The 24,828-nt window shown below is 69.1% G+C and carries 23 protein-coding genes and 2 tRNA genes; 11 read left to right on the top strand and 14 right to left on the bottom strand.

Annotated features, from left to right (window positions below):
- Positions 1-9: 9 nt before the first annotated feature.
- Together ACLJOK_RS16005 and ACLJOK_RS16000 are read right to left on the bottom strand one after the other, a co-directional pair.
- Positions 10-1,371, bottom strand: a complete 1,362-nt coding sequence (locus ACLJOK_RS16005) for a hypothetical protein (protein WP_410819639.1) — start codon at positions 1,369-1,371, stop codon at positions 10-12.
- Between the two features lie 148 nt (positions 1,372-1,519).
- Entirely contained in the window at positions 1,520-1,717 is a 198-nt protein-coding gene (locus ACLJOK_RS16000; RefSeq protein ID WP_410819638.1) for a hypothetical protein, read from the bottom strand.
- 153 nt (positions 1,718-1,870) lie between these two features.
- Here ACLJOK_RS16000 and ACLJOK_RS15995 point away from each other — a divergent pair, with 153 nt between their 5' ends.
- From ACLJOK_RS15995 to ACLJOK_RS15975, 5 genes are all read left to right on the top strand, one after another.
- A complete protein-coding gene (locus ACLJOK_RS15995; RefSeq protein WP_410819637.1) occupies positions 1,871-3,034 on the top strand; it encodes an RNA polymerase sigma factor in 1,164 nt (387 codons plus the stop codon).
- Positions 3,034-3,432, top strand: coding sequence for an HNH endonuclease (locus ACLJOK_RS15990; protein WP_410819636.1), 399 nt, complete (start codon positions 3,034-3,036; stop codon positions 3,430-3,432). The genes ACLJOK_RS15995 and ACLJOK_RS15990 overlap by 1 nt, the downstream gene beginning before the upstream one ends.
- 179 nt (positions 3,433-3,611) lie before the next feature.
- Positions 3,612-4,895, top strand: coding sequence for an AAA family ATPase (locus tag ACLJOK_RS15985; RefSeq protein WP_410819635.1), 1,284 nt, complete (start codon positions 3,612-3,614; stop codon positions 4,893-4,895).
- An 862-nt stretch (positions 4,896-5,757) separates the two neighbouring features.
- Complete coding sequence (locus tag ACLJOK_RS15980; protein WP_410819634.1) at positions 5,758-6,096, top strand: helix-turn-helix domain-containing protein; 339 nt, start codon at positions 5,758-5,760, stop codon at positions 6,094-6,096.
- 456 nt (positions 6,097-6,552) lie between these two features.
- The gene (locus ACLJOK_RS15975) at positions 6,553-7,836 is read left to right on the top strand and encodes a tyrosine-type recombinase/integrase (RefSeq protein WP_410819633.1); all 1,284 of its coding nucleotides are present in this window, start codon (positions 6,553-6,555) and stop codon (positions 7,834-7,836) included.
- 14 nt (positions 7,837-7,850) lie between these two features.
- On the opposite strand, the gene ACLJOK_RS15970 is transcribed toward ACLJOK_RS15975, so the two are convergent.
- From ACLJOK_RS15970 to gyrB, 6 genes are all read right to left on the bottom strand, one after another.
- Positions 7,851-7,926, bottom strand: a tRNA-Ala gene (locus tag ACLJOK_RS15970).
- Between the two features lie 41 nt (positions 7,927-7,967).
- Complete coding sequence (locus ACLJOK_RS15965; RefSeq protein WP_209444550.1) at positions 7,968-8,096, bottom strand: DLW-39 family protein; 129 nt, start codon at positions 8,094-8,096, stop codon at positions 7,968-7,970.
- A 42-nt stretch (positions 8,097-8,138) separates the two neighbouring features.
- A tRNA-Ile gene (locus tag ACLJOK_RS15960) sits at positions 8,139-8,212 on the bottom strand.
- Positions 8,213-8,362: 150 nt separating this feature from the next.
- Positions 8,363-9,277 (bottom strand): DUF3566 domain-containing protein, encoded by a 915-nt coding sequence (locus tag ACLJOK_RS15955; RefSeq protein ID WP_410819632.1) that lies wholly within the window; start codon positions 9,275-9,277, stop codon positions 8,363-8,365.
- Between the two features lie 4 nt (positions 9,278-9,281).
- The gene (gene gyrA / locus ACLJOK_RS15950) at positions 9,282-11,804 is read right to left on the bottom strand and encodes a DNA gyrase subunit A (protein WP_410819631.1); all 2,523 of its coding nucleotides are present in this window, start codon (positions 11,802-11,804) and stop codon (positions 9,282-9,284) included.
- Between the two features lie 132 nt (positions 11,805-11,936).
- Positions 11,937-13,883, bottom strand: a complete 1,947-nt coding sequence (gene gyrB, locus ACLJOK_RS15945; protein WP_238677498.1) for a DNA topoisomerase (ATP-hydrolyzing) subunit B — start codon at positions 13,881-13,883, stop codon at positions 11,937-11,939.
- A gap of 521 nt (positions 13,884-14,404) precedes the next feature.
- Here gyrB and ACLJOK_RS15940 point away from each other — a divergent pair.
- A complete protein-coding gene (locus ACLJOK_RS15940; RefSeq protein ID WP_238677497.1) occupies positions 14,405-14,959 on the top strand; it encodes a hypothetical protein in 555 nt (184 codons plus the stop codon).
- Here the strand turns inward: ACLJOK_RS15940 and ACLJOK_RS15935 are convergent.
- A complete protein-coding gene (locus ACLJOK_RS15935) occupies positions 14,944-15,432 on the bottom strand; it encodes a MarR family winged helix-turn-helix transcriptional regulator (RefSeq protein WP_410819630.1) in 489 nt (162 codons plus the stop codon). The two genes, ACLJOK_RS15940 and ACLJOK_RS15935, sit on opposite strands and share 16 nt — an antisense overlap.
- Positions 15,433-15,557: 125 nt before the next feature.
- Here ACLJOK_RS15935 and ACLJOK_RS15930 point away from each other — a divergent pair, with 125 nt between their 5' ends.
- Positions 15,558-15,785, top strand: coding sequence for a hypothetical protein (locus ACLJOK_RS15930; protein ID WP_238677495.1), 228 nt, complete (start codon positions 15,558-15,560; stop codon positions 15,783-15,785).
- A gap of 7 nt (positions 15,786-15,792) precedes the next feature.
- Here the strand turns inward: ACLJOK_RS15930 and ACLJOK_RS15925 are convergent, their stop codons facing one another.
- The 5 genes from ACLJOK_RS15925 to dnaA all read right to left on the bottom strand — a co-directional run bounded on the left by ACLJOK_RS15925 (position 15,793) and on the right by dnaA (position 22,317).
- Positions 15,793-16,407 (bottom strand): DUF721 domain-containing protein, encoded by a 615-nt coding sequence (locus ACLJOK_RS15925; protein WP_410819629.1) that lies wholly within the window; start codon positions 16,405-16,407, stop codon positions 15,793-15,795.
- On the bottom strand, positions 16,397-17,530 hold the full coding sequence (gene recF, locus ACLJOK_RS15920; RefSeq protein ID WP_410819628.1) for a DNA replication/repair protein RecF: 1,134 nt from the start codon (positions 17,528-17,530) through the stop codon (positions 16,397-16,399). Before recF ends, ACLJOK_RS15925 begins: the two co-directional genes overlap by 11 nt.
- Before the next feature lie 16 nt (positions 17,531-17,546).
- Positions 17,547-18,419, bottom strand: a complete 873-nt coding sequence (gene gnd / locus ACLJOK_RS15915; protein ID WP_410819627.1) for a phosphogluconate dehydrogenase (NAD(+)-dependent, decarboxylating) — start codon at positions 18,417-18,419, stop codon at positions 17,547-17,549.
- A 40-nt stretch (positions 18,420-18,459) separates the two neighbouring features.
- On the bottom strand, positions 18,460-19,593 hold the full coding sequence (dnaN, locus tag ACLJOK_RS15910; RefSeq protein ID WP_210782097.1) for a DNA polymerase III subunit beta: 1,134 nt from the start codon (positions 19,591-19,593) through the stop codon (positions 18,460-18,462).
- 777 nt (positions 19,594-20,370) lie between these two features.
- The gene (dnaA, locus tag ACLJOK_RS15905) at positions 20,371-22,317 is read right to left on the bottom strand and encodes a chromosomal replication initiator protein DnaA (RefSeq protein WP_410819626.1); all 1,947 of its coding nucleotides are present in this window, start codon (positions 22,315-22,317) and stop codon (positions 20,371-20,373) included.
- Between the two features lie 509 nt (positions 22,318-22,826).
- Between dnaA and rpmH the strand changes: the two genes are divergently transcribed.
- Genes rpmH through yidC form a run of 4 tightly spaced genes read left to right on the top strand, consistent with a single transcriptional unit; the run spans position 22,827 to position 24,700 of the window.
- Complete coding sequence (gene rpmH / locus ACLJOK_RS15900) at positions 22,827-22,964, top strand: 50S ribosomal protein L34 (protein ID WP_007453904.1); 138 nt, start codon at positions 22,827-22,829, stop codon at positions 22,962-22,964.
- A gap of 34 nt (positions 22,965-22,998) precedes the next feature.
- Positions 22,999-23,415: a ribonuclease P protein component gene (gene rnpA, locus ACLJOK_RS15895; RefSeq protein WP_410819625.1), complete on the top strand. Its 417-nt coding sequence runs from the start codon at positions 22,999-23,001 to the stop codon at positions 23,413-23,415.
- Complete coding sequence (yidD, locus tag ACLJOK_RS15890) at positions 23,412-23,708, top strand: membrane protein insertion efficiency factor YidD (RefSeq protein ID WP_354943817.1); 297 nt, start codon at positions 23,412-23,414, stop codon at positions 23,706-23,708. The genes rnpA and yidD overlap by 4 nt, the downstream gene beginning before the upstream one ends.
- 2 nt (positions 23,709-23,710) lie before the next feature.
- Complete coding sequence (gene yidC, locus ACLJOK_RS15885; protein WP_410821508.1) at positions 23,711-24,700, top strand: membrane protein insertase YidC; 990 nt, start codon at positions 23,711-23,713, stop codon at positions 24,698-24,700.
- Positions 24,701-24,828 lie beyond the last annotated feature (128 nt).

Below are 24,828 nucleotides of genomic sequence, written 5' to 3'. Positions count from 1 at the left end.
TTAGCGGCGCTAGGCAGCAAGGCCTAACAATGCTCCGGCTTGCGCATTAAAGCGCTGAACTTCCTTAACCGCGCCGAACGGCTGCATACGCCCTAACAGATCGCGCACTGTCTCAATAGCGCGCGTCGAATTGACCGACGCGGCCAGTTCGACAACGCGTGTCGCCCGGGACGCGGCGGCTTCAACGTTCGCCCGGTCGAGGTCAGCAATCGAGAGCGCTGCCTCGCTGAGCGCCCCCCGACGGGCGCGCCCCTGCCGCTGAGCGCCAGCAACCGACTCCTTGGCAAAGCGCTCAACCTCAGAAGGCTGGCCGACGTCGCGGAAGCAGTGCGCAGCCTCGCCGAAGATGTACGGCGCGTCGATGAACTTCGCCCAGGCTGGTTCATCGTCGTGAACCACCCGCCCAAACACCTGCTCGGCCCTGACTACCGATGCAGCGGCGGCGGACGACTCTCCGAGAGCTGCGAGTGCACGCCCCTCAAGGACATGAAGATCAGCGAGGCAGGCAGGTGAGTCACCTTCGGTCAGACCGTGACGGCCGGCGCGAGCCAGCATCAGCGCCTCACGCGGGTGGCCGAGTAGGTTCGCCTGATCGGACATGCCGGCGAGTACGTGCGCCCCGAGAGCAGCGCTGCCGGCCGCCTGCGCCAGGCGTAGCGCCTGGATCAGGTACCGCTGCGCCAGCCCGTGCTCGCCATCGTCGTACGCCATCCAGCCCACCAGGTACGACTGCTCCGCTGCGGCTTCATAGAGCGCGCGCTGAACGGCTGGTTCGTGCTCTCGCTTGAGCAAGGGCAGAACGTAGCTCTGCATGTACTCGACCAGCGCGGTCCGTGCGTGCCCACCACCGCGCATTACGTCCATGTCCTGAAAGAGCGCGAACATCTCCCGGATACCGGCCACCTGGCGCATGCCCACCTGGCGCGGCCCGCGCTCGGTCGTCGTCTCGTCAAGCGTGGCAAGGAGCCAGTCTCGGCTAGGTGCACCCAGCGCGGCCAGCACGAACGGCGCTTTCACGATGTCGCGGCGTTTCACGTCAGCTCTCCCGAGATCGATGATCGTGTCCACGGTCGTGTGTGGATCGTCTCCGTACTCCAACCCTCGCGCGGCAAGGGTTTCTTCCTCAGTCATGCCGAAGTCAGATGGGCTAATCCGCCGGCCCACGCGCTCTGTAAGTGCCCGTGAGAGCAGCGTTGGAACCGGCGAGCGTGGCGTCTCTCCGCGCTTCACCCAGCGGTTGACGGCGGTGTAGTCGTACCGCAGAGCTAGCCCTTCGTGTGCGCCGAGATCGTTGACTCGCCTCGCCAGTCCGGCCCACGAAAAGCCTGCCTCCACAACGAGCGCCGCAAGCGCGTCATTCGGTTCGTTCACGTTTCCGCCTCCCCATGGGCCTGCCTCGGACGGTACCGGCCGAAGGGCGCGCCGGGATACGCCCACATGGGTTAGCGCACTTCACACGGGTCTTCACATGGTGCTGACCACTGCCAACACGAGGTTTCCTCGTTGCATGGCAGCGAGATCAACGGACACCGCGAATGACCGTCTTCACGGTCGCCTGCGACACGCCGGCCGCGTCGGCAATCTCGGGAACGGTGTGGTCAGTGGAGCGGCGCACGTCGCGGATGAGCTGATCCCGCTGCTGCCGCAGGTCTTCAAGCGCCTGACTGGCCTCGCGTACGCGGGCACCGAGCTTTTCAAGGTCTTCAAGAGCCGTCATGCGGTCAGTCTAGCTACTAGACAGCTACCAGCGATACGACTAGACAGCTACCGGCTAGCCGGTTACCGTATCACCTATGAAAGCGGCCCCGGCGGGGGTGCAACCCCGCCGAGGCCAGTACATCAACGGATCTCCAGGCGAGGGAGTACGAAGATGCTGGTCAAGCGTAGCTCGATGCTGCCCGGAAACGGTACGGAGGTTGACTGGAAGCGGCTTAGTGCCGAGGTTTCGGACCTGGCCGATCTGGCGTCGGCGGTAGCCGCGTTCGGGGCGAAGGTGCCGCCGGACGCGGCGACGGTGCGGCGGTGGCAGGAGCTGCCGACTGCGGCCCTGGTGGCGTTGGCGCAGGCGGGTCACCGAGACGCGTTCGACCCGCTGTACCGGCGCTACTCCCGGGCGGTGCGGGTCTACGCGGAGAACCGGCTGCGGATCGTGGGCCGCACGGCCGACGCGGATGACGTGGCCTCGCTGACCTGGATGAAGGCCATGGGCGCGATCGGCCGCTACCAACCCCGGGTCGATGGTGACCCGTTCAAGGCGTGGCTGTTGACCATCGCCCGGTACGAGTGCGCCCGGATGATGGACCGGCTCAGGGTCGAAACGCCGGTCAGCGACGACACCGAAACGGCTCTGTGGGATCACCGGCCGGCGGTGGGGCACGCCGTTGCCGACAGTGGCGAGATGCCGGAGACGGCCGAGAAGCTGCGCATGCTGGCGTGCCTGCGCGACGGGGTGAGCGATCTGCCGGTCGAGCAGCAGACGGTGCTGCGGCTGCGGCTGGAAGGTGCCGCGTTGTGCGACGTGGCCCGCCTGACCGGTTGGGACTACCGGCGGGTGACTCGGGTGTGGGAAGCCGCGCAGCACGCCCTGCGCGCTCGCCTGACCGGTGGGGATGACGACCTGTTCGCCGACCGGGACGCGGTGCGCGCCGCTGCGGCCACGCTGCCGGCCGCGCAGCGCGAGGTGGTGCTGATGCGGCTCGACGGGATGCGCGAGTGCGACATCGTGCGGGCCACCGGTCGCAGCAAGAAGGCGGTCAGCGGGGCGTGGGAGCGGGCCAAGCGCGCCATGCGCGACGAGATGGCCGGCTTCACCACCGCCGCGAGGCAGGAGATGACGCCGGGCGACCTGGTCGCGCTGCGCGCGGCGGCGGCCACGCTGCCGGCCGCGCAGCGCGAGGTGGCGTTGATGCGGCTCGACGGCATGCGCTCGTGCGACATCGTCCGCGCCACCGGCCGCAGCACGTCGGCGGTCGCCAACGCGTGGGACCGGGCGCGTAAGACCTTCACCCGTCACGGCCTCACGGCGGTGGCGTGATGGCGCGGCCGAACTCGACCCGGATGCGGCAGATCAAGCGTGCGCTGGCCGAGCGTGACGGCGCGGTGTGCTTCTACTGCGCTCTGCCGTTTCCCGCCCTGATCACGGCGACGGTAGATCACCTGATCCCGCAGAGCGTGCTGCCCGGGTGGGCGCTGCACAACCTCGTGTTGGCGTGCCGACCGTGCAACCAGCGCAAGTCCGGTCAGCTCCCGCAGGTCTACCTGCGTCACGCCGGACGGGTGCCGCCGCTGCGCCCGGCCGACCACAACGCGACGACGAATGCCACCAGGCGGCTTGCGTCACGCGATCGAACCGGCACACCGCACACGTTCCGGACCCGGGTCCGGCAACCCCAGACCGCCACCCGCACCAACGGACGGGAGTTCCCGCTGTGACCGCCACGAACAAGGGCCGAATGGACCGGCTGACGCCGGACTCTCCACCACCACCGACCACGCTGGGCGGATCTTCGGCCCCGGGTGTCCGACCACCACAACCGGCTGAAACACTCCGCAGCGGCGTCACGGGCGGACCTGATCCCGCTGCCGAGTGTTTCAGCCGATCTGACCCGGAGATGCCCCCCGCCTCGGGTGGTCTGGACGGCGTTGCCGCCGGTCACGCCCCGGATGGTGAACCGGTCCATGAACCGGCCAGCACGGGTCAGGTTGAGCCCGGCGGGAACGCCGAGCACGGCCGCACGATCCTGCTGACCCCGGCCTCGCAGATCCGGATGCGCCCCGTGGCGTGGACGTGGACCAACCGCATTCCCTCCGGTGCGCTGACCGTGATTCCTGGCCGTGAGGGCATCGGGAAGTCCCTCACCCTGGCGTGGCTGACCGCGCAGATTACCCGAGGCATCCTGCCGGGCCGGCACCACGGCACGCCGCGCCCGGTCATCTACGCGGCCACCGAGGATTCGTGGTCGCAGACCATCGGCCCGCGACTGTTCGCGGCCGGCGCCGACATGGACATGGTGTACCGGGTCGACGTGCAGCACGACGGCGGCTTTGACTCGCTCACCCTGCCCCGCGACTGCACGGCGCTCGGTCGGGAGATCAGCCGTCTCGGTGTGGCGCTGCTGGCCGCTGACCCGCTGCTGTCGCTGATCCACGCGGGGATCGACACCCACCGCGACCGCGACCTACGCACCGCCCTGGAACCGCTGGTCAACATGGCCGACCGCACCGGGTGCGCCGTGGTCGGGCTGGCGCACTTCAACAAGTCAGCCAGCCCTGACGCCCTGAACCTGATCACCGGGTCACGGGCATTCTCAGCGGTCGCCCGTGCCGTGATCGCCATCGCCCGCGACGACGACGCCGGAGACGGCTCCTGCGTCATGAGCCAGGCGAAGAACAACCTCGGCCCGCTGGATCTGCCGTCGCTGCGCTACGTCGTGGAGTCGGTGGAGATCCCCACCGACGAGGGACCGGCGTTCGTCGGGAAGCTGACCATCACCGGGGAGTCTGACCGGTCGGTCGCGGACATCCTCGGCGACGGGGCCGGCGACGGCGACACCCGCTCGGAGCGCGACGGGGCCGCCGCGTGGCTCAAAGACTTCTTGATCGCCCAGGGCGGCGAGGCGGCATGGGCCGACGTGCGCAAGGCGGCCCGCGCTGAGGGCATCGCCGAGCGGACCATCCAACGCGCTCGCAGCCGCGCCGGGGTCACCGTCGAGCGGCACGGCTTCCCCTCGACCACCGTGTGGTGTCTGAACCCGAGTCACGGACCGTCACCAGCCGCGCCAGTCGCGCCACAGTCGCGCCAGTCGCGCCAGCTTCCGGAACGTGGCGCGACTGGCGCGACTGGCCCCGAAGTGGCGTCACTGCCGATCCCCGATCACGGTCCGTCACTCCACTAGGCGCGGCCAGGTGTCAGCGCTGTCAACGCCTGTCAACACCCGGCGCTGACAGCGCGACACCGGCCCCGACCAGCACAAACACCACCGATCACGAGGGAGTGTCAACGTGTCAGCGCCACCACCACCCCCGCCGGCCGCACGACGCGGCCAGGCGACCGAAAACCGACCCGCTCAGAGCCACACAGACACATCGACGCATGGCCTAACCCCCACCCAAGCCAGATCATGCGCCTACGGCCCTCTCAACGGCCCGCCCTGCGCCCTTCTGCCGAACCGACCCACCAACCCTCCACAAAAGACGGTCAAGCGGCGGACGGCCGGCAGGGACCGGCCTGCCAGCCCTCCTAGCCCTAGGACCGGCACCCTCCTAGACCTAGGAGCACCCCTAGGAGCCGACACGGCAGCCGACCAGCGATCTAGCGGTCTAGGACCACCCCGCCGGCCACCCGCCCGGCCCGCCCTGGCGGCCACCCCGACGACCGGGCACCTCCTAGCTGCCTGGCGACAACCCCGGTTGTCACCCGCGCCGGCAGCTCGACCACGCGGGCGCTTCGTCACGGCCAACGCGACCCGCGTGACGAAACCCGGACGACGGAAGCCACCTGGCGACAACCCCGGTTGTCACCCGCGCCGCCAGCTCGACCGCAGGCGTTGCGTCACGGCCAGGCGGCAACCGTCACCACACCGGGTCGCGGCCCGACCGCGACCGGTCGCGCCGACGCGACCCACGCCGCGACCGACCCAGCCAGCACCAACACCCCGAGGTCGCGGGTCGCGGCCACCACCACCGCAGACCGAAAACCCGCTCTACAGCCCCTCACCGACCCCCGCCAGCCGCTACCGCTACCCGGAGGACACCGACGTGAGCACCGTCATCCCCTTCCCACAGCGACCGACCCCGACCACCCCCACCGAGGCGGGGGGCATCTCCACCGGCCGCACCGCGCCCGTCGTCAGCGCCGTCTACACCGTCGCCGAAACCGCCGAGATCCTGCGCCTGTCCCTCGGCTCCACCTACGCCCTCGTCCGCTCCGGCGAGATCCCCGCGCTCAAGCTCGGCGGCCGGTGGGTCATCCCGAGGGGCCGGCTTCACCGATGGCTCGACGACCTGCCCACCGCCAGCGTCGAAGACGTCGGGCGGGAGCTGGCCGCGATCGAGCGTCGGGAGCAACGCCAGCAGCGCCACGACAACGGCGCGTAACCGCCAACCAGCCGCTAGGCCTAGCGGCCACCCCCGCTAGGCCTAGCGGACCCGCTAGCCCCTGATTCCCGGCCGCGACCTGGCACCTAGCGGCCTAGCGGCACCACAGCCCCAACCCCCGAATCCCGCCCCAGCGGCACTTCCGACCAGGGGCAAGCGCCGCTAGGCGACCGCGACGACTCAGCCGCCAGGTACACGCTCCGTCACCAACCCATCAGCCGGCGACCGGCTAGCAGAGCTGCAATCGATAGCACCCCGCCCTGCTAGCGATAGCAGATGTGCTAGCAGCCAATCCCAGTCCCCATCAGCGGCATAGCAGATAGCAGCCCACCAGCACCAACTCCCGAAACCCCGCCCAGAACGCGAATCACCACCCCCGCAAGCCCTGCTAGCACGGCCGACCACCGGCCGCGCCACAGGTAACCCACCGTCACCGACGCAAGGAGATCCACAACCGTGGGACACATCATCAAGACACCCGCAGGCACGTTCCGCGCCAACTGGCGAGACCCATCCGGCAGCCAGCGCGCGAAGACCTTCCGCACACGCAAGGAAGCCGCCGCGTACCTCGCGGCCACCGAGACGACCGTCAGTCAGGGCACCTACGTCGATCCCGCAGCAGGAAAGATCCGGTTCAGTACCTACGCCGAACGGTGGTTGGCATCGCGGTCGGTGGAGACGACGACGCTCGCTGGCTGGACATCGCGTCTCCGGGCGCGACTGCTGCCGCACTGGGGCACCTGGCAGGTCGGGCGAATTGATCACCTGGCCGTTCAGGAGTGGGTAACGCGGATGAGCCGTGAGCTGTCACCGGCCACCGTCGCCTCGTGCCACTCGTTGCTGTCGTCCATTCTCGCGTCGGCCGTGCGCGGCCGACTGATCGCGTTCAACCCGTGCGAGGGCGTGCGGCTACCAGCACAGCGCAAGCGTGCGGGAGGGCTTGTCCCGCTCACGCTCGACCAGGTGACGGAACTGCTGTTGCCGAGCGTTCCGGATTGGCATCGGCCGGTGGTCGCTGCGGCGGCTGGCGCTGGCTTGCGATGGGGTGAGTGCCTCGGGCTGCGGTGGGCCGATATCGTCCTGCCGGACGAGGACGACCAGGATGCGACGTTGACCGTGCGGCGAGTGGTGATCGAGGTCAACGGGCACGCGACGGACAAGCCGTACCCGAAGACAGCGCAGAGCCGGCGCGTCGTCCCGGTCCCGCCGTTCCTGCGGGCCGAGCTGGCGCGTCACCGCAAGCGGACGAGCCCCGCCGAGGCAGATCGGGTGTTCACCAACCAGGCAGGCGACCCGATGCTCCGCAGCAACTTCCGGCGCCAGGTCTGGCGACCGTCGCTGGTACGGGCCGGACTGCTTGGCAAGGTCACGGAGACCGGCCCGCACCGCTTCCGGGCCACCTGGCGCGACCGGGAAAGCGTTGAGTGGTCAGCGGAGTTCACCACGCATCGGGAGGCGGCGGCGCACGTCGCAGCGAAGGCGGCGGGTGGGCTGCGCTTCCACGACCTGCGGCACGGATACGCGACGTACCTGATCTCAAGCGGTGTACCGGTCAACGTCGTACAGGCGGTCATGGGCCACGAGCAGGCATCCACAACACTCAATCGCTACACGCACACGCCGGCCGACTTCCACCGGGTCATCCGAGGCGTTTTCGCGGACCCCGCTGACGATCCGCTGACGAAAAACGATGGCCATCGATCCGATGGCCCCGAATCAGAAGGGAAAGATGCCCGGTGACCTGCACCGGAGCTTGGTGGAGCCCAGGGGACTCGAACCCCTAACCCCTGCCTTGCAAAGGCAGTGCTCTGCCAGTTGAGCTAGGGCCCCGTGAGGTGCCGCGGCGACGACCGCTCGCGCCGGGCCGAACGTCAGCGCAGGTCGGGCGCGGTGGTCGCCTCGTGCCACAGAGCACGCTCGTCGTTCGACGCCTTGATCTTGTTGAACACGACGGCGGCCACACCGACGACGCCAGCCAGAATCAGCAGCTTCTTGAACATGGGGCGACCCCTCGCGCTCGACTACCGTCGGACGACATGCGGTGGGGCTAGATGGAATCGAACCATCGACCTCAGAGTTATCAGCTCTGCGCTCTAACCGACTGAGCTATAGCCCCGCGTTGCGACGAGCAAGATTAACCCATCCGCTCCGCCGGCCCCAAATCGGGGTCCGCGCTTGCGAGCCAGGCCGTCGCCGCCTGCAAAACCTACCCGAGTACGGGACGCCGGAGCGACCGCTTTCCGCGGTGCCCCGGCGTCCCGGTCACTCAGTCCCGCTCGGCGAGGGTCAGCTCGATCCCGCCGACCAGGTCGGCGCAGACGTTGTAGACGAACGCGCCCAGGGTGGCCAGCGCGGTGAACAGCACCACGTTGACCAGACCGATCAGCGCCGAGCTGAGAATCACGCCCTTGGCGGTGATCTGGAAGCCGCTGGTGCTCTGCCCACCGCCGGCGTTGACCAGGTCACTCAGGCTCTCGTTGACGCTCTGGAACACACCCATCGCGTCCAGCGCCAGGTAGAGCACCGAGGTGGCGACCACCACGACGATGAAGAGCACCACCGACACCGCGAATGCGAACTTCATCACGGACCACGGGTCGATCCGCTTGAGGTTCAGCCGGGCCCGACGCGGTCCGCGGGAGGCGGCCGAACTGACCGACGTACGCGCCGAACGCACCGCGTCACCGACTCGGGCTGCCCCGACGGCTGACGCGTTGCCGATCCCCGGTGGCAGGCCACCGCCGCTGGCCGGGCGGCCGGCAGTGGCGGCCGCCCGCGCCGCGTCCGGCTGCGGCTGGGTCATCCCGGGTGTGATTCGCGGCTGAGTGCCGGTGGACCCGGTTGACGTCGCCTGACCGGCCCGGAGACCGATCGGCTGGGTGGTCGCCGGACGTGCCGAGGGTGCCGCCGCCGGACCCGGAGGATTGGCGGCGGCCGACGTCGGCGCCTCGGCGCTGGCCGTCTCGGTCTTGTCGCCGGACTCGCCATCGTCGCCCTGCTGCTCCGGCGGGGGTGTCATTCCGGGAGCCCTGGTGAACTTCGGGGCAGGCGCGTCGGCGGGGACCGTCGCCCGGCCCACGGCCGCGCGGCCGGTCGCTGGTGTGCCGCCCTTGGCGGCCTCCTCGTCGACCGGTTTGGCCGAGGTCCCCGTGTTCCCCGACTTCGCCTGTGTCTCCGTCATTCAACTAGTCCTGTTCGTCAGGCTCGTCGGCATTGCGAGCAATCGCCACGATAGTCACGCCGTCCGGGAGGTCCATCAGCTTGACCCCCATTGTGTTCCGGTCACGCGTACGCCGTACAGGCTTCACCGGAGTCCGAATGACACCACCGTTGCTGGTGATCGCGAACAGTTCGTCGTCCGGATCGATCACCACCGCGCCAACCAGACCACCGCGCCGTTCGGTGATCTTTGCAGTCAACACGCCCTTACCTCCCCGGCCCTGCACCGGGTATTCCTCGATCGGGGTCCGCTTCGCGTATCCCCCGTTCGTGGCCACCAGAACGTCCAAACCTTCCCGCACGACTTCCATGGCGAGCAGGACGTCGTCGTCCGTGAAGCGCATGCCGATCACGCCCGAGGTGGCCCGGCCCATCGGCCGCAACGCCTCGTCCGAAGCGTTGAACCGGATCGCCTGTGCCTTCTTCGAGACCAGCAGCAGGTCGTTCTCCGGCGCAACCAACGCAGCACCGACCAGCTCGTCCTCATCGCGCAGGTTGATCGCGATGACGCCGCCGGAACGGTTGGAGTCGAACTCCTCGAGCCGCGTCTTCTTCACCAGGCCGTTCTTCGTGGCCAGTACCAGATAGGGGGCTACCTGGTAGTTCGGAATTTCGATGATCTGCGCGATCTGCTCGTCAGGTTGGAAGGCGAGCAGGTTGGCCACGTGCTGGCCCTTGGCTACCCTACTGGCCTCCGGCAACTCGTACGTCTTGGCCCGGTAGACGCGGCCCTTGTTCGTCAGGAACAGGATCCAGTCGTGGGTCGAGCAGACGAAGAAGTGGCTGACGATGTCGTCCTGCCGCAGGGTAGCGCCACTGACACCCTTGCCGCCGCGCCGCTGCGAGCGGTAGAGATCGACCTTGGTCCTCTTGGCGTACCCGGTCCGGGTGATCGTGACGACCACGTCCTCGCGAGCGATGAGGTCCTCCATCGAGACCTCGCCGTCGAACGGGATGATCTGCGTCCGCCGGTCGTCGCCCCACTTGGTGACGATCTCGCCGAGCTCCTCCGAGATGATCCTCCGCTGGCGCTCCGGCTTGGCGAGGATGTCCTTGAGATCAGCGATCTCGATCTCGAGCTTGGCCAGGTCGTCCACGATCCGCTGCCGCTCCAACGCGGCGAGCCGGCGCAGCTGCATGTCGAGGATCGCGGTCGCCTGGATCTCGTCGATATCCAGCAGCCGGATCAGGCCCTGCCGGGCGTCGTCCACCGTCGGCGAGCGCCGGATCAGCGCGATCACTTCGTCCAACGCGTCCAGCGCCTTACCCAGACCGCGCAGGATGTGCGCCCGCTCCTCGGCCTTCCGCAGCCGGAACGCGGTCCGCCGGCGGATCACGTCGATCTGGTGCTCGACGTAGTAGCGGATGAACTGCGCCAGGTTGAGCGTGCGCGGCACCCCGTCGACCAGGGCCAGCATGTTGGCGCCGAAGGTCTCTTGGAGCTGGGTGTGCTTGTACAGGTTGTTCAACACGACCTTCGCGACGGCGTCGCGCTTGAGCACCAGCACGATGCGCATGCCGGTACGCCCGGAGGACTCGTCGCGGATGTCCGCGATTCCGGCGAGCTTGCCCTCCTTGATCAGCTCGGCGATCCGCTCCGCGAGGTTGTCCGGGTTGACCTGGTAGGGCAGCTCGCTGACGACCAGGCATGGCCGGCCCCGCTTGTCCTCCTCGACCTCCACCACGGCACGCATCCGGATCGAGCCACGACCCGTGCGGTACGCGTCCTGAATTGCTGTGGTGCCGACGATCAGACCGTGGGTCGGGAAGTCCGGACCCTTGACGATGCCGAGCAACGCCTCGAGGGTGGCCTCCTCGTCCTCCTCGGGGTGCTCCAGGCACCACTGCACCGCCGCGCCGATCTCCCGCAGGTTGTGCGGCGGGATCTTGGTCGCCATGCCGACCGCGATGCCCTCGGAACCGTTCAGCAGCAGGTTGGGGATCCGCGACGGCAGGATCGTGGGCTCCTTGGCCCGACCGTCGTAGTTGTTCTGCAGTTCGACGGTGTCCTCGTCGATGTCCCGCAGCATCTCCATGGCCAGCGGATCGAGCTTGCACTCGGTGTATCGCATCGCCGCAGCCGGATCGTTACCGGGCGAGCCGAAGTTGCCGTTGCCGTCGACCAGCGGGTATCGCAGCGACCAGGGCTGCGCCATCCGGACCAGCGCGTCGTAGATCGACGAGTCGCCGTGCGGGTGGAACTGACCCATCACGTCGCCAACGACGCGGGAGCACTTCACGTAGCCGCGGTCCGGACGGTAGCCGGAGTCGAACATCGCGTAGAGAATCTTGCGGTGGACCGGCTTGAGGCCGTCCCGGACGTCCGGCAGCGCGCGACCGACGATGACGCTCATCGCGTAGTCGAGGTAGGAGCGCTGCATCTCCACCTCGAGCCCGACCGGTTCGATCCGGTCGTGCGCGACCACCGCGGCGATGGCCTCGGCGGGAACCTCGGGCTCGTTCGGTGTGGACTCGGGAGAATCGGTCACTGTATACCCTTATCAGACTCAGAGTCGTTTTCGTGCTGTGGATAACGGCTGTGGATACCGGCCAAGCTGTGGATAACTCTGTGGACTGCGCCGGGTCGGCCGGGCATCGCCCGGCCGACCCGGCGCAGTCCGTCAGATGTCCAGGAACCGCACGTCCTTGGCGTTGCGCTGGATGAACGACCGGCGCGCCTCGACGTCCTCACCCATCAGCACACTGAACAACTCGTCGGCGGTCGCCGCGTCGTCGAGAGTGACCTGACGCAGGGTACGCGTCGCCGGGTTCATCGTGGTTTCCCACAGCTCGGGATAGTTCATCTCGCCGAGGCCCTTGAAGCGCTGAATGTCGTCCGGCTTGGCGTTCGGCTTCTTCTGCTGGCGCAGCGCGATCAGACCGTCCCGCTCGCGGTCGGAGTATGCGTACTGGGCGTCGTCGCCCTTCTTGTTCCACTTGATCTTGTAGAGCGGCGGGGCGGCCAGGTAGACGTTGCCCATCTCGACCAGCGGACGCATGAAGCGGAACAGCAGGGTGAGCAGCAGCGTCTGGATGTGCTGGCCGTCGACGTCCGCGTCGGCCATCAGCACCACCTTGTGGTACCGCAGCTTCTCCATGTCGAAGTCGTCGTGGATGCCGGTGCCCAGCGCCGTGATCAGCGCCTGGACCTCGTTGTTCTTCAGCACCCGGTCGATCCGGGCCTTCTCCACGTTGAGGATCTTGCCGCGGATCGGCAGGATCGCCTGGGTCCGAGGGTCGCGACCCTGCTTGGCCGAGCCGCCGGCCGAGTCGCCCTCGACGATGAACACCTCGGACTCGCGGGGGTCGGTCGACTGGCAGTCGGCCAGCTTGCCCGGCATCGAGCCGGACTCCAGCAGCGACTTGCGTCGGGCCAGCTTGCGCGCCTGCTGCGCGGCGATCCGGGCCCGCGCCGCCTGGGAGGCCTTCGTGATGATCATCTTGGCCTCGGCCGGGTTGCGGTCGAACCAGTCGACCAACCGGTCGTTGCAGACCCGCTGCACGAAGCTCTTCACCGGGGTGTTGCCCAGCTTGGTCTTGGTCTGACCCTCGAACTGCGGATTGGCCAGCTTGACCGAGATGATCGCCGCGAGCCCTTCGCGGATGTCCTCGCCGGAGAGCTTCTCGTCGCCCTTGAGCAGCTTCTTGTCGGTGCCGTACCGGTTGACCACGCTGGTCAGCGCGGACCGGAAGCCCTCCTCGTGGGTGCCGCCCTCGTGAGTGTTGATCGTGTTGGCGAAGGTGTAGACCGACTCGCCGTACGACTCGTTCCACTGCATGGCGATCTCGAGGGACATGCCCTCCTCTTCGGCCTCGAACTCGACCACGGTCTTGTGGATCGGGCTCTTCGAGGCGTTGAGGTGCCGGACGAAGTCCGCGATGCCGCCCTCGTAATAGAAGGTGACCTCGCGCTGCCGGCCGTCCTCCTCCTCGGCCACCCGCTCGTCGAGCAGGTGGATGCGGAGGGCACGGTTGAGGAAGGCCATCTCCTGCAGGCGCCGGTAGATGGTCTGGAAGTCGAAGTCGACGGTCTCGAAGACGTCGGGATCGGGCCAGAAGGAGACCGCCGAGCCGGTGCGGTCGGTGGTCTCGCCCTTCTCCAGTGAGCCGGGCTTGGAGTTGGTGTAGTGCTGCCGCCACACGGAGCCGGACTTGTGGATCTCGACGAACATCTTGGTGGAGAGCGCGTTCACCACTGAGACACCGACGCCGTGCAGACCGCCGGAGACCGCGTACGCCTTGCCGTCGAACTTGCCACCCGCGTGCAGGATGGTCAACGCGACCTCGACACCCGGCTTCTTGAGCTTCGGGTGGAGGTCGACGGGGAAACCACGGCCGTTGTCGGTGACCCGGACGCCGCCGTCGGCGAGCAGCACCACGTCGATGGTGTCGCAGTATCCGGCCAGCGCCTCGTCGACAGCGTTGTCGACGACCTCCCAGACGAGGTGGTGCAGACCGCGCTCGCCGGTGGACCCGATGTACATACCGGGCCGCTTGCGAACCGCCTCCAACCCCTCGAGAACGGTGATCGACTCTGCGCCGTACTCCTGCTTGTCCTGCGCTGCCACCCTCGGCCACTTTCTCGCGTCAGCCGCGCCGCTAGGGCGCGTCGGGCGCGGGTTCGGCGGACAGGACGCGACGTCGGCGCGCGGACCGGCACCGGAGAACTCCGGACAGCGGGTCGAACGCGCCGGTCGCCGCGGTTGCCCGCGGATCGCGATCGGCTCGACCCGACGTGGAGAATGAATCTGGGGCCACCGGCCCCGTCCCACTCCCGCACCGGGTCTTCGTCTCGCTGTCAATCCTACTGTGCCCGGAGGACAGAACCACCACTCGGCACCCTCAGAGAGGCGGCTGAGAAGTCCGTAGCCGGCAGAACCCCGCCGCCCACGACTCCCCCCACACGCCACGCCCCCATCGCACGCGCCGCCCCGGAACGGGTTGACCCGCGGTCGGGCGGGTCGGGGGTCGCGGCCAAAGCGTCCGTGCCGTACGTTTGCGGCGCCCCGGAACCAACCTTGATCTTTACCGGTTGGAACCGGGACGATCGACCCGATCGACCCGACACGTGCTCTTTAAGAGGTGACAGATGGGGCTGGACAACGTCGCGGTGCACTGGCCGCGGACCGGCCGCTTCTACGATCCGGTCGCGCCGGCCGAGTTCGTCGACTTCGGCGAGATCGTCGACCTGCCGCGCATCTCCGCGCCGACGGCGGCGCTGGCCGAGCTGATCGCGAAGACCGGCACCATCCGGGCGACCGCTTACACCGAGTTGGTGGATCTGCTGCTCGGCCTCGAAGGTGTGTTGTACGCCACAGACGCCGCCGCCGAGGACGAGGACCCGGTGATCGACCCGGACGGCTGCTCCTGGATCGCGAGCGGCATCGAGCGGTTCGTGGCAGCGCACCGCGCGACAGGCGAGTCGGTCACCTTCGAGTCGGTGAGCACAGTGCTGCGCTCCCTGCTCGGCGACGGTCGGTTGGCCGAGCAGCAGTTGCGCTGGCTGGAGAGTCGGCTCGACGCGCTGCGCGACGAGCGCGGTGACCCGCCGCAGTGGAACTTCACCTGCGCCGAGCTGGGCGTGCTGGCCGCGTTCTACCGGCGCTGCGCCGAGCGCGGGTTCGCCGTCTACGCCGACGCCTGAGCAGCCGCGTCGGTTTCCGAGGCGGCCGGCCGGTTGGCGGCCGAGATCAGCTGCGTGAGCACAGCGTGCAGGTGTTGCAGGTCCTCGACGGGCAGCCCGAGCCGCTGCACGATCCCGGCTGGGATCAGCTCGGCCTGACTCCGCAGCGCGGCACCGCTGGCGGTGAGTGTGACGGCGAGGCTGCGCTCGTCGCTCGGGTCCCGTTCCCGGCGCAGGTAGCCGGCCGCCTCCAGTCGCTTGAGCAGGGGTGACAGCGTGCCCGGGTCGAGCTGGAGCAGGCGACTGAGGTCGCGGCCGGACAACGGCGCGTGCTGCCAGAGCGCCAACATCACCAGGTACTGCGGGTGGGTCAGCCCCATCGGTTCCAGCAGCGGCCGGTAGACGGCCACCACGCTGCGCGCGGCGACCGAGAGGGCGAAGCAGACCTGCTGCTCCAGAGCCAGCGGGTCGACGCCGTCCGGTCGTTCGCTCATCGGTTGCCCTCTCTCCGCACGGTGACTATCGTACCGATCATTGGTACACCAACCATTGGTGCCCCAAAGGTAGGCTCGTGCCACGGACGAGAACCGGCGAGGCGACGCGGGGAAGAGGGCGGCAGATGAGCGAGGACGGCGCGATCACCAGGGCCCCGGGCGAGGGTGGCCGACTGATGCGTTGGGCCTTCCGGCACCTCGCCGGCCCGGCCGAGGGCGTGCAGGGCGCGGTGCAGGGCGGCTCCGCCGAGGCCCGCGAGGCGTGGAAACGCGACCTGGCCGAACGCAAGCGCTTCACCCGGGAGCAGCGGGAACGCAAGCGAGCAGCCCGCGCGGCCGACCGGCGCGGCTGAAGCCGGCTCAGCCGTAGGTGTCGCGCGGGCCCCGGCCGCGTACCCGGCGTGGGCCCTTCCCCCAGGAGGGCGCGGCCGGCCCGTGAATGTGCAGCTTGCGCACCACGTTGTGACCGACCTCGCTGGCGATCTGCTTTAGCAGTGAGCCGGCGAGCAGCCGCAACTGGGTGGCCCAGGCGGTCGAGCGCGCCTCCACGGTCAGCTCGCCGTTCTCCAACTTCACCGGGCGACTGTTCTGCGCGACCTCCGCGCCGACGACCCGCTCCCAGGCGCCGAACACAGTGGCCTCGGCCGCCGGCTGCTGCCAGCCCCGCGCCTTCACCAGCCGGTTCAGCACGGCGCTGAGCGGCTGCGGATCGCGCGGGTCGGGGCCGGGGCCGGAGTAGCCGCGCAACCGCCGCCCCGAGCCACCGGCAGCGTCGCCGCCGCCGCCGGGGGTACGCCGGGCGCGGGCCGCCGCCTGCCGGCGGGACAGCGCCGCGTCGAGGACCGCCCGGGCCAGCTCGGGCCCGCTGGCGGCCGCCGCCGGCTCACCGCCCGCCGATCCCTCCGCCGCCTTGGGGGTACGCGCAGCAGGGCCGTCGCCGGCCGCTGGGCGTTTGGTGCCTGGCTCATCCGACACGGCGTACAGCCCCTTCGCCGACCTGATAGCGGGTGCCGCGCAGGGCGGCCGGCACGTCGTCGTCCACCGCGCAGGTGACCAGCAGCTGACTCGCCCCGCCGACCAGCTCCGCCAACCGCTCCCGGCGGCCGGTGTCCAACTCCGCGAAGACGTCGTCGAGCACCAGCACCGGCTCGATGCCGTCGGCGCGCAACAGGTCGTACCCGGCCAGCCGCAGCGCGAGGGCGAACGACCAGGACTCGCCGTGGCTGGCGTACCCCTTGGCGGGCAGTGGGCCGAGACTCAGGGCCAACTCGTCGCGGTGTGGGCCGACCAGGGTCGTGCCCCGCTCGATCTCGGCGGAGCGGGACGCGGCCAGGGCCGCCGTCAGCGCCTCGGCCAGCGCGGCCCGGTCGGTGGTCGGTTCGGCCAGTTCGATCGAGGGCCGGTAGGTGATGCTCGCCGCGCCTCGACCGGCGGCCACCGCGTCGTACGCCTTGGCCACGTGCGGGGTGAGCGCGGCCACCAGCTCCAGGCGGCCGGCGAGCAGCTCGGCCCCGTGCTGGGCCAGGTGGGTGTCCCAGACCGCGAGGGTGCCGAGGTCGCCGCCCCGGGACCCACCGGTCTTGCGGGCCAGGTACGCGGTGCGCAGCAGGGCGTTGCGCTGCTTGACGACCCGCTCGTAGTCGGCCCGCACGCCGGCGAACCGGGGCTGCCGGTTGACCAGCAGATCGTCCAGGTAGCGGCGGCGCTCGGCCGGGTCGCCACGGACCAGCTCAAGATCTTCCGGGGCGAAGAGCACCAGCCGGAGCGCCCCGAGCACGTCCCGGGCCCGCCGCGCCGGTGAGCGGCCCAGTCGGGCCCGGTTGGCCTTGCCGGGCACGATCTCCAGCTCGACCAGGAGCTCGCGGCCGTCGTGCACCACCGCGCAGCGGATCACCGCTGACGTGGCGCCCATCCGGACCAGAGGCGCGTCGGTGGCGACCCGGTGCGAGTCCAGGGTCGCCACATAGCCCAGCGCCTCGACGAGGTTGGTCTTGCCGACGCCGTTGGCGCCGATCAGGACGTTCGCTCCCGGCTGGAGGTCGACGGCCACCCGCTCGTACGAGCGGAAGTCGACCAGTTCCAGCCGGTGAACGTACACAGGTTGTGGATACCGCTCAGCGCTTGTGGACGGCGTGGCCACCGAACTGCTGACGCAGCGCGGAGACGGCCTTCATGGCGGGCGAGTCGTCCTGCCGTGAGGCGAACCGGGCGAACAGCGAAGCGGTGATGACGTTCAGCGGCACCGCCAGCCGGACCGCCTCGTCGACCGTCCACCGGCCCTCGCCGGTGTCCTCCGTGTAGCCGCTCAGGTCGGCCAGCTCCGGGTCCTCGTCGAGCGCCCGGTCCAGCAGGTCGAGCAGCCAGGAACGGACGACGGTGCCCTCCCGCCAGGACTTGATGACACCCGGCACGTTGGTCACCAGCTCCGAGGCGGCCATCAGCTCGTAGCCCTCGGCGTAGGCGTGCATCAGGCCGTACTCGATGCCGTTGTGCACCATCTTCGAGTAGTGCCCGGCACCGACGGGGCCGGCGTGCACGAAGCCGAACTCACCCTCCGGCTTGAGGGCGTTGAAGATCGGCATCAGGCGGTCCACGTGCTCCTGGGCGCCACCGACCATCAGCCCGTAGCCGTTCTGCCGGCCCCAGACGCCACCGGAGACCCCGACGTCCAGGTAGCCGATGCCCCGCTTGTTGAGCCGCTCCGCGCGGGGCGCGTCGTCGCTGAAGCGTGAGTTGCCGCCGTCGATGATGATGTCGCCCTCGCCGAGCACCTCGGCGAGCTCGTCGATCGTGGCGTCGGTGACACCGGCGGGCACCATGACCCAGACCGCGCGCGGCGACTCAAGCTTCTCTGCCAGGCCCGCGATGGTCGTGACGTCGCTGATCTGCGCGTTGTGGTCGAAGCCGACCACCTCGTGCCCGGCCGAACGCAACCGCTCCCGCATGTTGCCGCCCATACGGCCGAGTCCTACCAGCCCGAGCTGCATGTGTTTCTACCTCCGTGGATCTGGGTGTTGCTGGGCGCGATCAGCGCGAGACGCGGATCGGCATGATGAGGTACCGGTACCCCGGAATGACCTCGCCATCCTCGCCAGCGGGAGAGATCACCGCGGGCTTGAAGGCGTCGACGAACGAGAGCACGGCCGTCTGGGCGCCCAGGTTTGCCAGACCGTCGATGAGGTACTGCGGGTTGAAGCCGATGGTCAGTGGCTCACCGGTGAAGGTGGCCTCCATCGCCTCGCTGGCCCGTGCCTCCTCGGAACCGCCGGCCTCGACCACCAGGCCGTCGGCGCTGAAGCTGAGCAGCACCGGGGTGGTGCGTTCGGCGACCAGCGCGACCCGCTTGACCACCTCGATCAGCGTGCTGACCGGCACCCGGGCCGCGGCGTTGTGCGTGGCCGGGAAGAGCGACCGCACCGGCGGGTAGTTGGCGCCGTCGAGCAGCCGGCTGGTGGTGCGTCGGGTGCCGCCGGCAAGGCCGACCATGCCCTCGCCCGCAGCGCCCTGGGCCAGGGCGAGCGTGACCTCGCCGCCCAGCGGGCCGAGGGCCTTGGCGGTGTCGTTCAGGGTGCGGGCCGGCACCAGGGCGTTGATGCTCACCTCGGGGTCGTCCGGCCGCCACTGGATCTCGCGCAGCGCCAACCGGTAACGGTCGGTGGCGAGCATCGACAGGGTGTCGCCGGACAGCTCGACGCGGACACCGGTCATCATCGGCAGCGTCTCGTCGCGACCGGCAGCGATGGCCACCTGGGCCACGGCGGTGGCGAACGCGGCGGCGTCGACAGTGCCGGCGCTCTGCGGCATCTCGGGCAGCGCGGGGTAATCCTCCACCGGCATGGTGGGCAGGGTGAACCGGGCGCTCCCACAGACCAGCTCGAGGTGCGCGCCGACCGCGGCGATGTCGACCGGCTTGGCCGGCAACGCCTTGGTGATCTCGGCGAGCAGGCGGCCGGAGACGAGCGCGGCGCCGTCGGCGTCGCCCTGCACCTCGACGGTCACCTGGCTGGAGACCTCGTAGTCGAACCCGGAGACCCGCAGGTTGCCGTCGGTGACGCGGAGCATCACCCCGGCGAGCACCGGTACGGATGGCCGGTTTGGCAGGCTCTTCGCGGTCCACGCCACAGCCTCGGCGAGCGCGTCGCGCTCCACTCGGAACTTCATCAATGCCTCCGCGTCGACGTCAGCGACAACTCTCTCATGCCGACCGCTGCCTACCGTCCCGCCCGACCGTGCGGGTACCCATCGCACCTTAGGGCGCGGGGACATCGGCTGTGCGCCCGACCCCATGGATCGTGTCGATGCTGACCGGCTGATCCGACAGCGTTCGACCCGATCCACAGAAAGCCCAACGGTGATGATTGGTTTTTGTTCTCTTAGAAGAGATAACTCATCGTCTTCATCGCACCTGTGCAAACTGTGGAAAACCGAGGTCTGCGCAGGTCAGACAGGTTATCCACCGGTGATTTAGCTGTGGAGAACCGGGGGTACAACCGGCCTGCGTGTCCACAGCCCGGTCTCGTCCACCGGTTGTCCACCGTTGTCCACCGGTTGTCCACCGGTAATCCACCGACTTTCTCCCCAAGCCTGTGGATCGCGGGGAAGATCACCATTGCCGTCATCCCCAGAACCTTCAACAGCTCGTACACAGGTTGATGATGATCGGTGGATAACCTGACTGTCGTCCCCAGGCGTCCACAGCTTCGTACACAGGGTTTCTCCACAGCCTGTGGGTAACTGGCGGAGGACGGACCGTAGTTATCCACCGACGGTGGACAACGAGCTGTGGACAACGAGTGGGGATCGAGGCGGTCACGGCCTCAATGCTGTGGTCTCCACCATGTCGAGAGTCCAGCTGACTGACCCAAAAAGAACGCCCGACCGGAGATCCGGTCGGGCGTGTTCCGCGGCTGTGCGCCGCCGTGAGGGCTGTCGTACGCCTCAGCTGTTCTGCTTGATCCGGTTGGTCAGCTCGGCGATCTGGTTGTACAGCGAGCGGCGCTCCGCCATCTGCTGACGAATCTTGCGGTCGGCGTGCATCACAGTGGTGTGGTCCCGGCCACCGAACGCCTGCCCGATCCGGGGCAGGGACAGCTCGGTCAACTCCCGACACAGGTACATGGCCACCTGGCGGGCGTTTACCAGCACCCGCGACCTGGACTGGCCGCGCAGATCCTCCAGGCTCACCCCGAAGTAGTCAGCGGTCGACGCCATGATCTGGTCGGCGTTGATCTCCGGACCGGCGCCGTCGGGCATGAAGTCCCGAAGCACCTCCTCGGCCAGCGACAGCTCGACTGTCGACCGGGTCAGGCTGGCGAACGCCGTCACCCGGATCAGCGCGCCCTCCAACTCCCGGATCGAGTTCGACACCCGGGAGGCGATGAACTCCAACACGTCCGGCGGGGCGTACATCCGCTCCTGCGCCGCCTTCTTCTGCAGGATCGCGATCCGGGTCTCCAGATCCGGTGGCTGGATGTCGGCCAGCAGCCCCCACTCGAACCGGGTTCGCATCCGGTCCTCGAGGGTGGCGAGCTGGCGCGGCGACCGGTCGGACGTGATCACGATCTGCTTGTTGGCGTTGTGCAGCGTGTTGAAGGTGTGGAAGAACTCCTCCTGGGTGCGCTCGCGGTTCTCCAGGAACTGGATGTCGTCGATCAACAGGATGTCGACGTCGCGGTAGCGCCGCTGGAACGCGCTGGTCTTGTCGTCCCGGAGCGAGTTGATGAAGTCGTTAGTGAATTCCTCGGTCGAGACGTACCGGACCGAGCGGGCGTTGCCGAGTGTCGTGGCGTAGTGCCCGATGGCGTGCAGAAGGTGTGTCTTACCCAACCCGGAGTGCCCGTAGATGAACAGCGGGTTGTACGCCTTGGCCGGCGACTCCGCCACCGCCACGCTCGCCGCGTGGGCGAAGCGGTTGGACGAGCCGATGACGAACGTCTCAAACATGTACTTCGGGTTGAGCCGGTTGCCGCCGGTGTCGGCACCGGGCAACCGACGGTCGTCACGACCACCGGTCCGATGGTCCACCGCGCTGCGACCCGGCCCGCTGTCCGTTCCGCTGTCCCGGGGGAGCGAACGGATCACGTGCTGGTCGCGCGGCGACGCCGAGTCGTCCCGGTAGCGGGGCTCGTAGGGCCGGGTGTCCGGGCCGGGCGGGTCCAGGCGGGCTGCCTGCTCGTCGTAGCCGCGCCGGTCCGGGCCCGGGCGGGAAGGCCGCAGGGGCTCCGCGAAGGCGGCGCTGAACAACGCCTCCTGTCCGTCCCTGCTGGCGGGAATCAGCCCGGCGCGATGCGCGTCCACTGGCGGTGCGAGCGGCGGACCTGCCGGCGCGGGCGGCGCCACCGGATCGGGCGTACGCGGCGCGGGTGACTGCTCAGGGATCATCGCGTCGGCCGACGGTCGAGAGCCCTGGTCGTCGTCGAACTGCGCCATGCCGGGGCCGTCGATGTCGAGCTGCCCGGTCTCCGGGGCGCTGCGGTAGACGGTGCCGGCCGGTCGGCCGGTGGCGTCCTCGGCCACCCGGACGGTGACCGCGACCTGGATCGGTCGGCCCAGCCGGCGGGTGAGCGCCTCGGTGATCGCCGGGCGCAGTCGTGACTCGATCACGTCGCGGGTGAACGCGTCCGGAACGGAGAGCAGTGCGGTGTCCTCGACGATCGCCCGCAGCCGGGTCAGGCGGAGATAGGCACGCTGCTGGGCGGAGATGATCTCGTCGGCGAGCTCGTCGGTCGCCGCTAACCACACTGCGGCAAGGTCGGTCGTACCGGCCACCGTCGTGCCACCCCCTCGCTTCTGCTCCCGGCCGCCGCTGTCTGCCAGCCGGCCGTCCCGGGCCCGCCGCGTTCGCGGGTGGAACAACACCCACCCGGACGGTCGACCGGTGGTCATCCACAAGTTATCCACAGCCTGTGTACCGACCGATTGTGGCCGCCGCCGGACGCGGGTGGGACCTGCCCCTGCCTGAACGGGCGCTGAAGCGGGTTCACCGTGCCGAACGATTCACTGCCTTGTCCGGTCTTGCCTGCGCGACGACCGGAGCTTCCGACGCTCACCGCAATCGGGCACGGTAACAGCGTTGTCCCTGCGCCATCAACCGGCGACGCGGCGGCGCCCTTGTCGGCATCAGCGAAAACCGCCCTTCGGCCTCGGGCGCGTCCCGTTCTGCGCTGCTCGGGGTGTTTGACGGTCATTGCCCCCCTGCGTAGGCTGGAACGGCTGCTTTCTCGCCCTCTGCTAGGGTGATGGGTGCTTGCTGTCCGCGGTCGCATCCCCGCATCGCCGAGGTCCCCGCTCCGCTGGACAGCACCGATCGTGGGCCACCGTCGAGGTGGCCTGGACCACCACACGACCCCGGCGATCCCGTCGCGCGGGGCGCGTACGAAAACGGAGAGCCTGACGTGAGCAAGCGCACCTACCAGCCGAACAACCGCCGGCGCGCGAAGACCCACGGCTTCCGGCTGCGCATGCGCACCCGTGCCGGCCGTGCCATCCTGTCGAGCCGTCGCGCCAAGGGTCGCACCACCCTGTCGGCCTGAGCCGACCGGGCCGGTCCAGGGGACGTGGGTAGTCGTGCTGGCCGCCGCACAGCGACTGCGGCGCAGCACTGACTTCGCCGCAGCGGTTCGCGGTGGCCGACGCGCCGGACGTGGTGCCGTCGTGGTCCACCTGGCCGTGGCGGTGACCGCCGACCCCAGCACACCGACCTCGCCGGAGCCGGTACGGGACAACAGTGCGGAGCAGTCGTCCGTGCCCTCCCGTGCCGGCTTCGTCGTGTCCAAGGCGGTCGGCAACGCGGTGACCCGTAACCGGGTCCGGCGCCGACTGCGGGCGCTGGTCCGGGAACGGTTGGCCAACCTGCCCGCCGGCAGCACCCTGGTCGTCCGGGCGCTCCCCGCCGCGGCGCAGGCGTCGTACCCCCGGCTCGCCACCGACCTGGACGCCGCCATCGCGGTCGCCCGGTCGCCCCGCGAACGGCGGTCCCGATGACCGGCACCGAGCAGAGCAGCCCACGGCCGTCGACAACAGGTGCCAAGGTGCTGATCGCGCCCATCATCGCGTACCGTCGGTGGATAAGTCCGGCACTGCCGGCTCGCTGTCGGTTCTACCCGTCGTGCAGTGCGTACGCCCAGGAGGCGGTCGTCCGGCACGGCGCGCTCCGGGGAGCCGTGCTGGCGGCCCGGCGGTTGTTGCGCTGCCACCCCTTTCACCCTGGTGGATATGACCCGGTGCCGGAGCCGGGCGGCCGCCGTCGTGCTGATGTGACTGGAGCCCCGAATTGAGTCTGAGTCTCGACTGGATCTACTACGCGATTTCGTGGATCCTGCTGACCTGGCACTCTGCCTGGGACGCCATCGGGGTGCCCGTCGGCGCGGTGATCGGCACCAACTTCGCCTGGATCCTGTCCATCATCTTCCTGGTGGTCACCGTCCGGGTGATCCTGTTCCCGGTCTTCGTCAAGCAGATCAAGTCGCAGCGGGCGATGCAGGCGCTCCAGCCCAAGGTCAAGGAGCTTCAGGAGAAGCACAAGGGTGACCGGGAGACGCTCCAGAAAGAAATGATGGAGCTCTACAAGAAGGAGAAGGCCAACCCGCTGATGGGTTGCCTTCCGATGTTCCTTCAGATCCCGGTCTTCTTGGGTCTCTTCCACGTGCTGCGCCGGCTCGACCCGGACAAGCAGAACAAGACCCTCTACGGCTGGACCGTCGACCAGTTCCAGAGCGCCTCGCAGGCGAAGCTCTTCACCGCCCCGATCGCCGGCAAGTTCGGCTCCACGGCCGACGAGTTGGCCAGCCTTGGCGCCAACGGCACCACCGTGAAGATCATTGCTGGCGTCCTGGTCCTGGTCATGATCGCGACCACCTACCTGACCAGCCGTCAGATGATCCTCAAGACCGGCTGGGCCGAGGACCCGCAGCAGCGGATGATCCAGCGACTGATGCTCTACGGCATCCCCGCGTCGCTGCTGATCTCCGGCGCGATCTTCCCGATCGGCGTCATCATCTACTGGGTCACCAACAACCTCTTCACCCTCGGCCAGCAGCAGTGGGTGCTGCGGAAGTTCCCGCCGCCGGTGACCGCCAAGAAGGCCGTCGCCCCCGCCGCCACCCGCAACCCGGTGCAGCCCGCCAAGTCCGGTGGCCTGTTCGGCCGCGGCAAGGCGGCCCCGCCGGCGCCGGTCAAGGCGACCGCGCCCAAGGTTGCCGGGCCGAAGCCGGGCGCCAAGCCGGTGAACAACCCGAAGAAGAGCCGCCCCGCCAAGCGGCAGGGCTGACCTGCGAGGGCCGCCGCCGGTGATCCGGCGGCGGCCCGTTCCGCACCGCGCAGCCGCCGTACGGCCGGCGCCGGGCGGAACCGACCGCGCACCGCGCGGCCACGGGCGACACTGCCCGTACAGACGTG

Source organism: Micromonospora sp. 050-3 (genome assembly GCF_046549335.1).
In the GTDB taxonomy this organism is placed as follows: domain Bacteria; phylum Actinomycetota; class Actinomycetes; order Mycobacteriales; family Micromonosporaceae; genus Micromonospora; species Micromonospora trifolii.
This window is presented reverse-complemented; position numbering and strand designations above follow the sequence as displayed.

Coding starts and splice junctions, on each gene's coding strand:
- ACLJOK_RS16000 (WP_410819638.1), bottom strand. CDS start 1,717: ATGACGGCTCTTGAAGACCTTGAAAAGCTCGGTGCCCGCGTACGCGAG.
- ACLJOK_RS15995 (WP_410819637.1), top strand. CDS start 1,871: ATGCTGGTCAAGCGTAGCTCGATGCTGCCCGGAAACGGTACGGAGGTT.
- ACLJOK_RS15990 (WP_410819636.1), top strand. CDS start 3,034: ATGGCGCGGCCGAACTCGACCCGGATGCGGCAGATCAAGCGTGCGCTG.
- ACLJOK_RS15985 (WP_410819635.1), top strand. CDS start 3,612: ATGCCCCCCGCCTCGGGTGGTCTGGACGGCGTTGCCGCCGGTCACGCC.
- ACLJOK_RS15965 (WP_209444550.1), bottom strand. CDS start 8,096: ATGTTCAAGAAGCTGCTGATTCTGGCTGGCGTCGTCGGTGTGGCCGCC.
- ACLJOK_RS15955 (WP_410819632.1), bottom strand. CDS start 9,277: ATGACGGAGACACAGGCGAAGTCGGGGAACACGGGGACCTCGGCCAAA.
- ACLJOK_RS15940 (WP_238677497.1), top strand. CDS start 14,405: ATGGGGCTGGACAACGTCGCGGTGCACTGGCCGCGGACCGGCCGCTTC.
- ACLJOK_RS15935 (WP_410819630.1), bottom strand. CDS start 15,432: ATGAGCGAACGACCGGACGGCGTCGACCCGCTGGCTCTGGAGCAGCAG.
- ACLJOK_RS15930 (WP_238677495.1), top strand. CDS start 15,558: ATGAGCGAGGACGGCGCGATCACCAGGGCCCCGGGCGAGGGTGGCCGA.
- gnd (WP_410819627.1), bottom strand. CDS start 18,419: ATGCAGCTCGGGCTGGTAGGACTCGGCCGTATGGGCGGCAACATGCGG.
- dnaN (WP_210782097.1), bottom strand. CDS start 19,593: ATGAAGTTCCGAGTGGAGCGCGACGCGCTCGCCGAGGCTGTGGCGTGG.
- dnaA (WP_410819626.1), bottom strand. CDS start 22,317: ATGACCACCGGTCGACCGTCCGGGTGGGTGTTGTTCCACCCGCGAACG.
- yidD (WP_354943817.1), top strand. CDS start 23,412: ATGACCGGCACCGAGCAGAGCAGCCCACGGCCGTCGACAACAGGTGCC.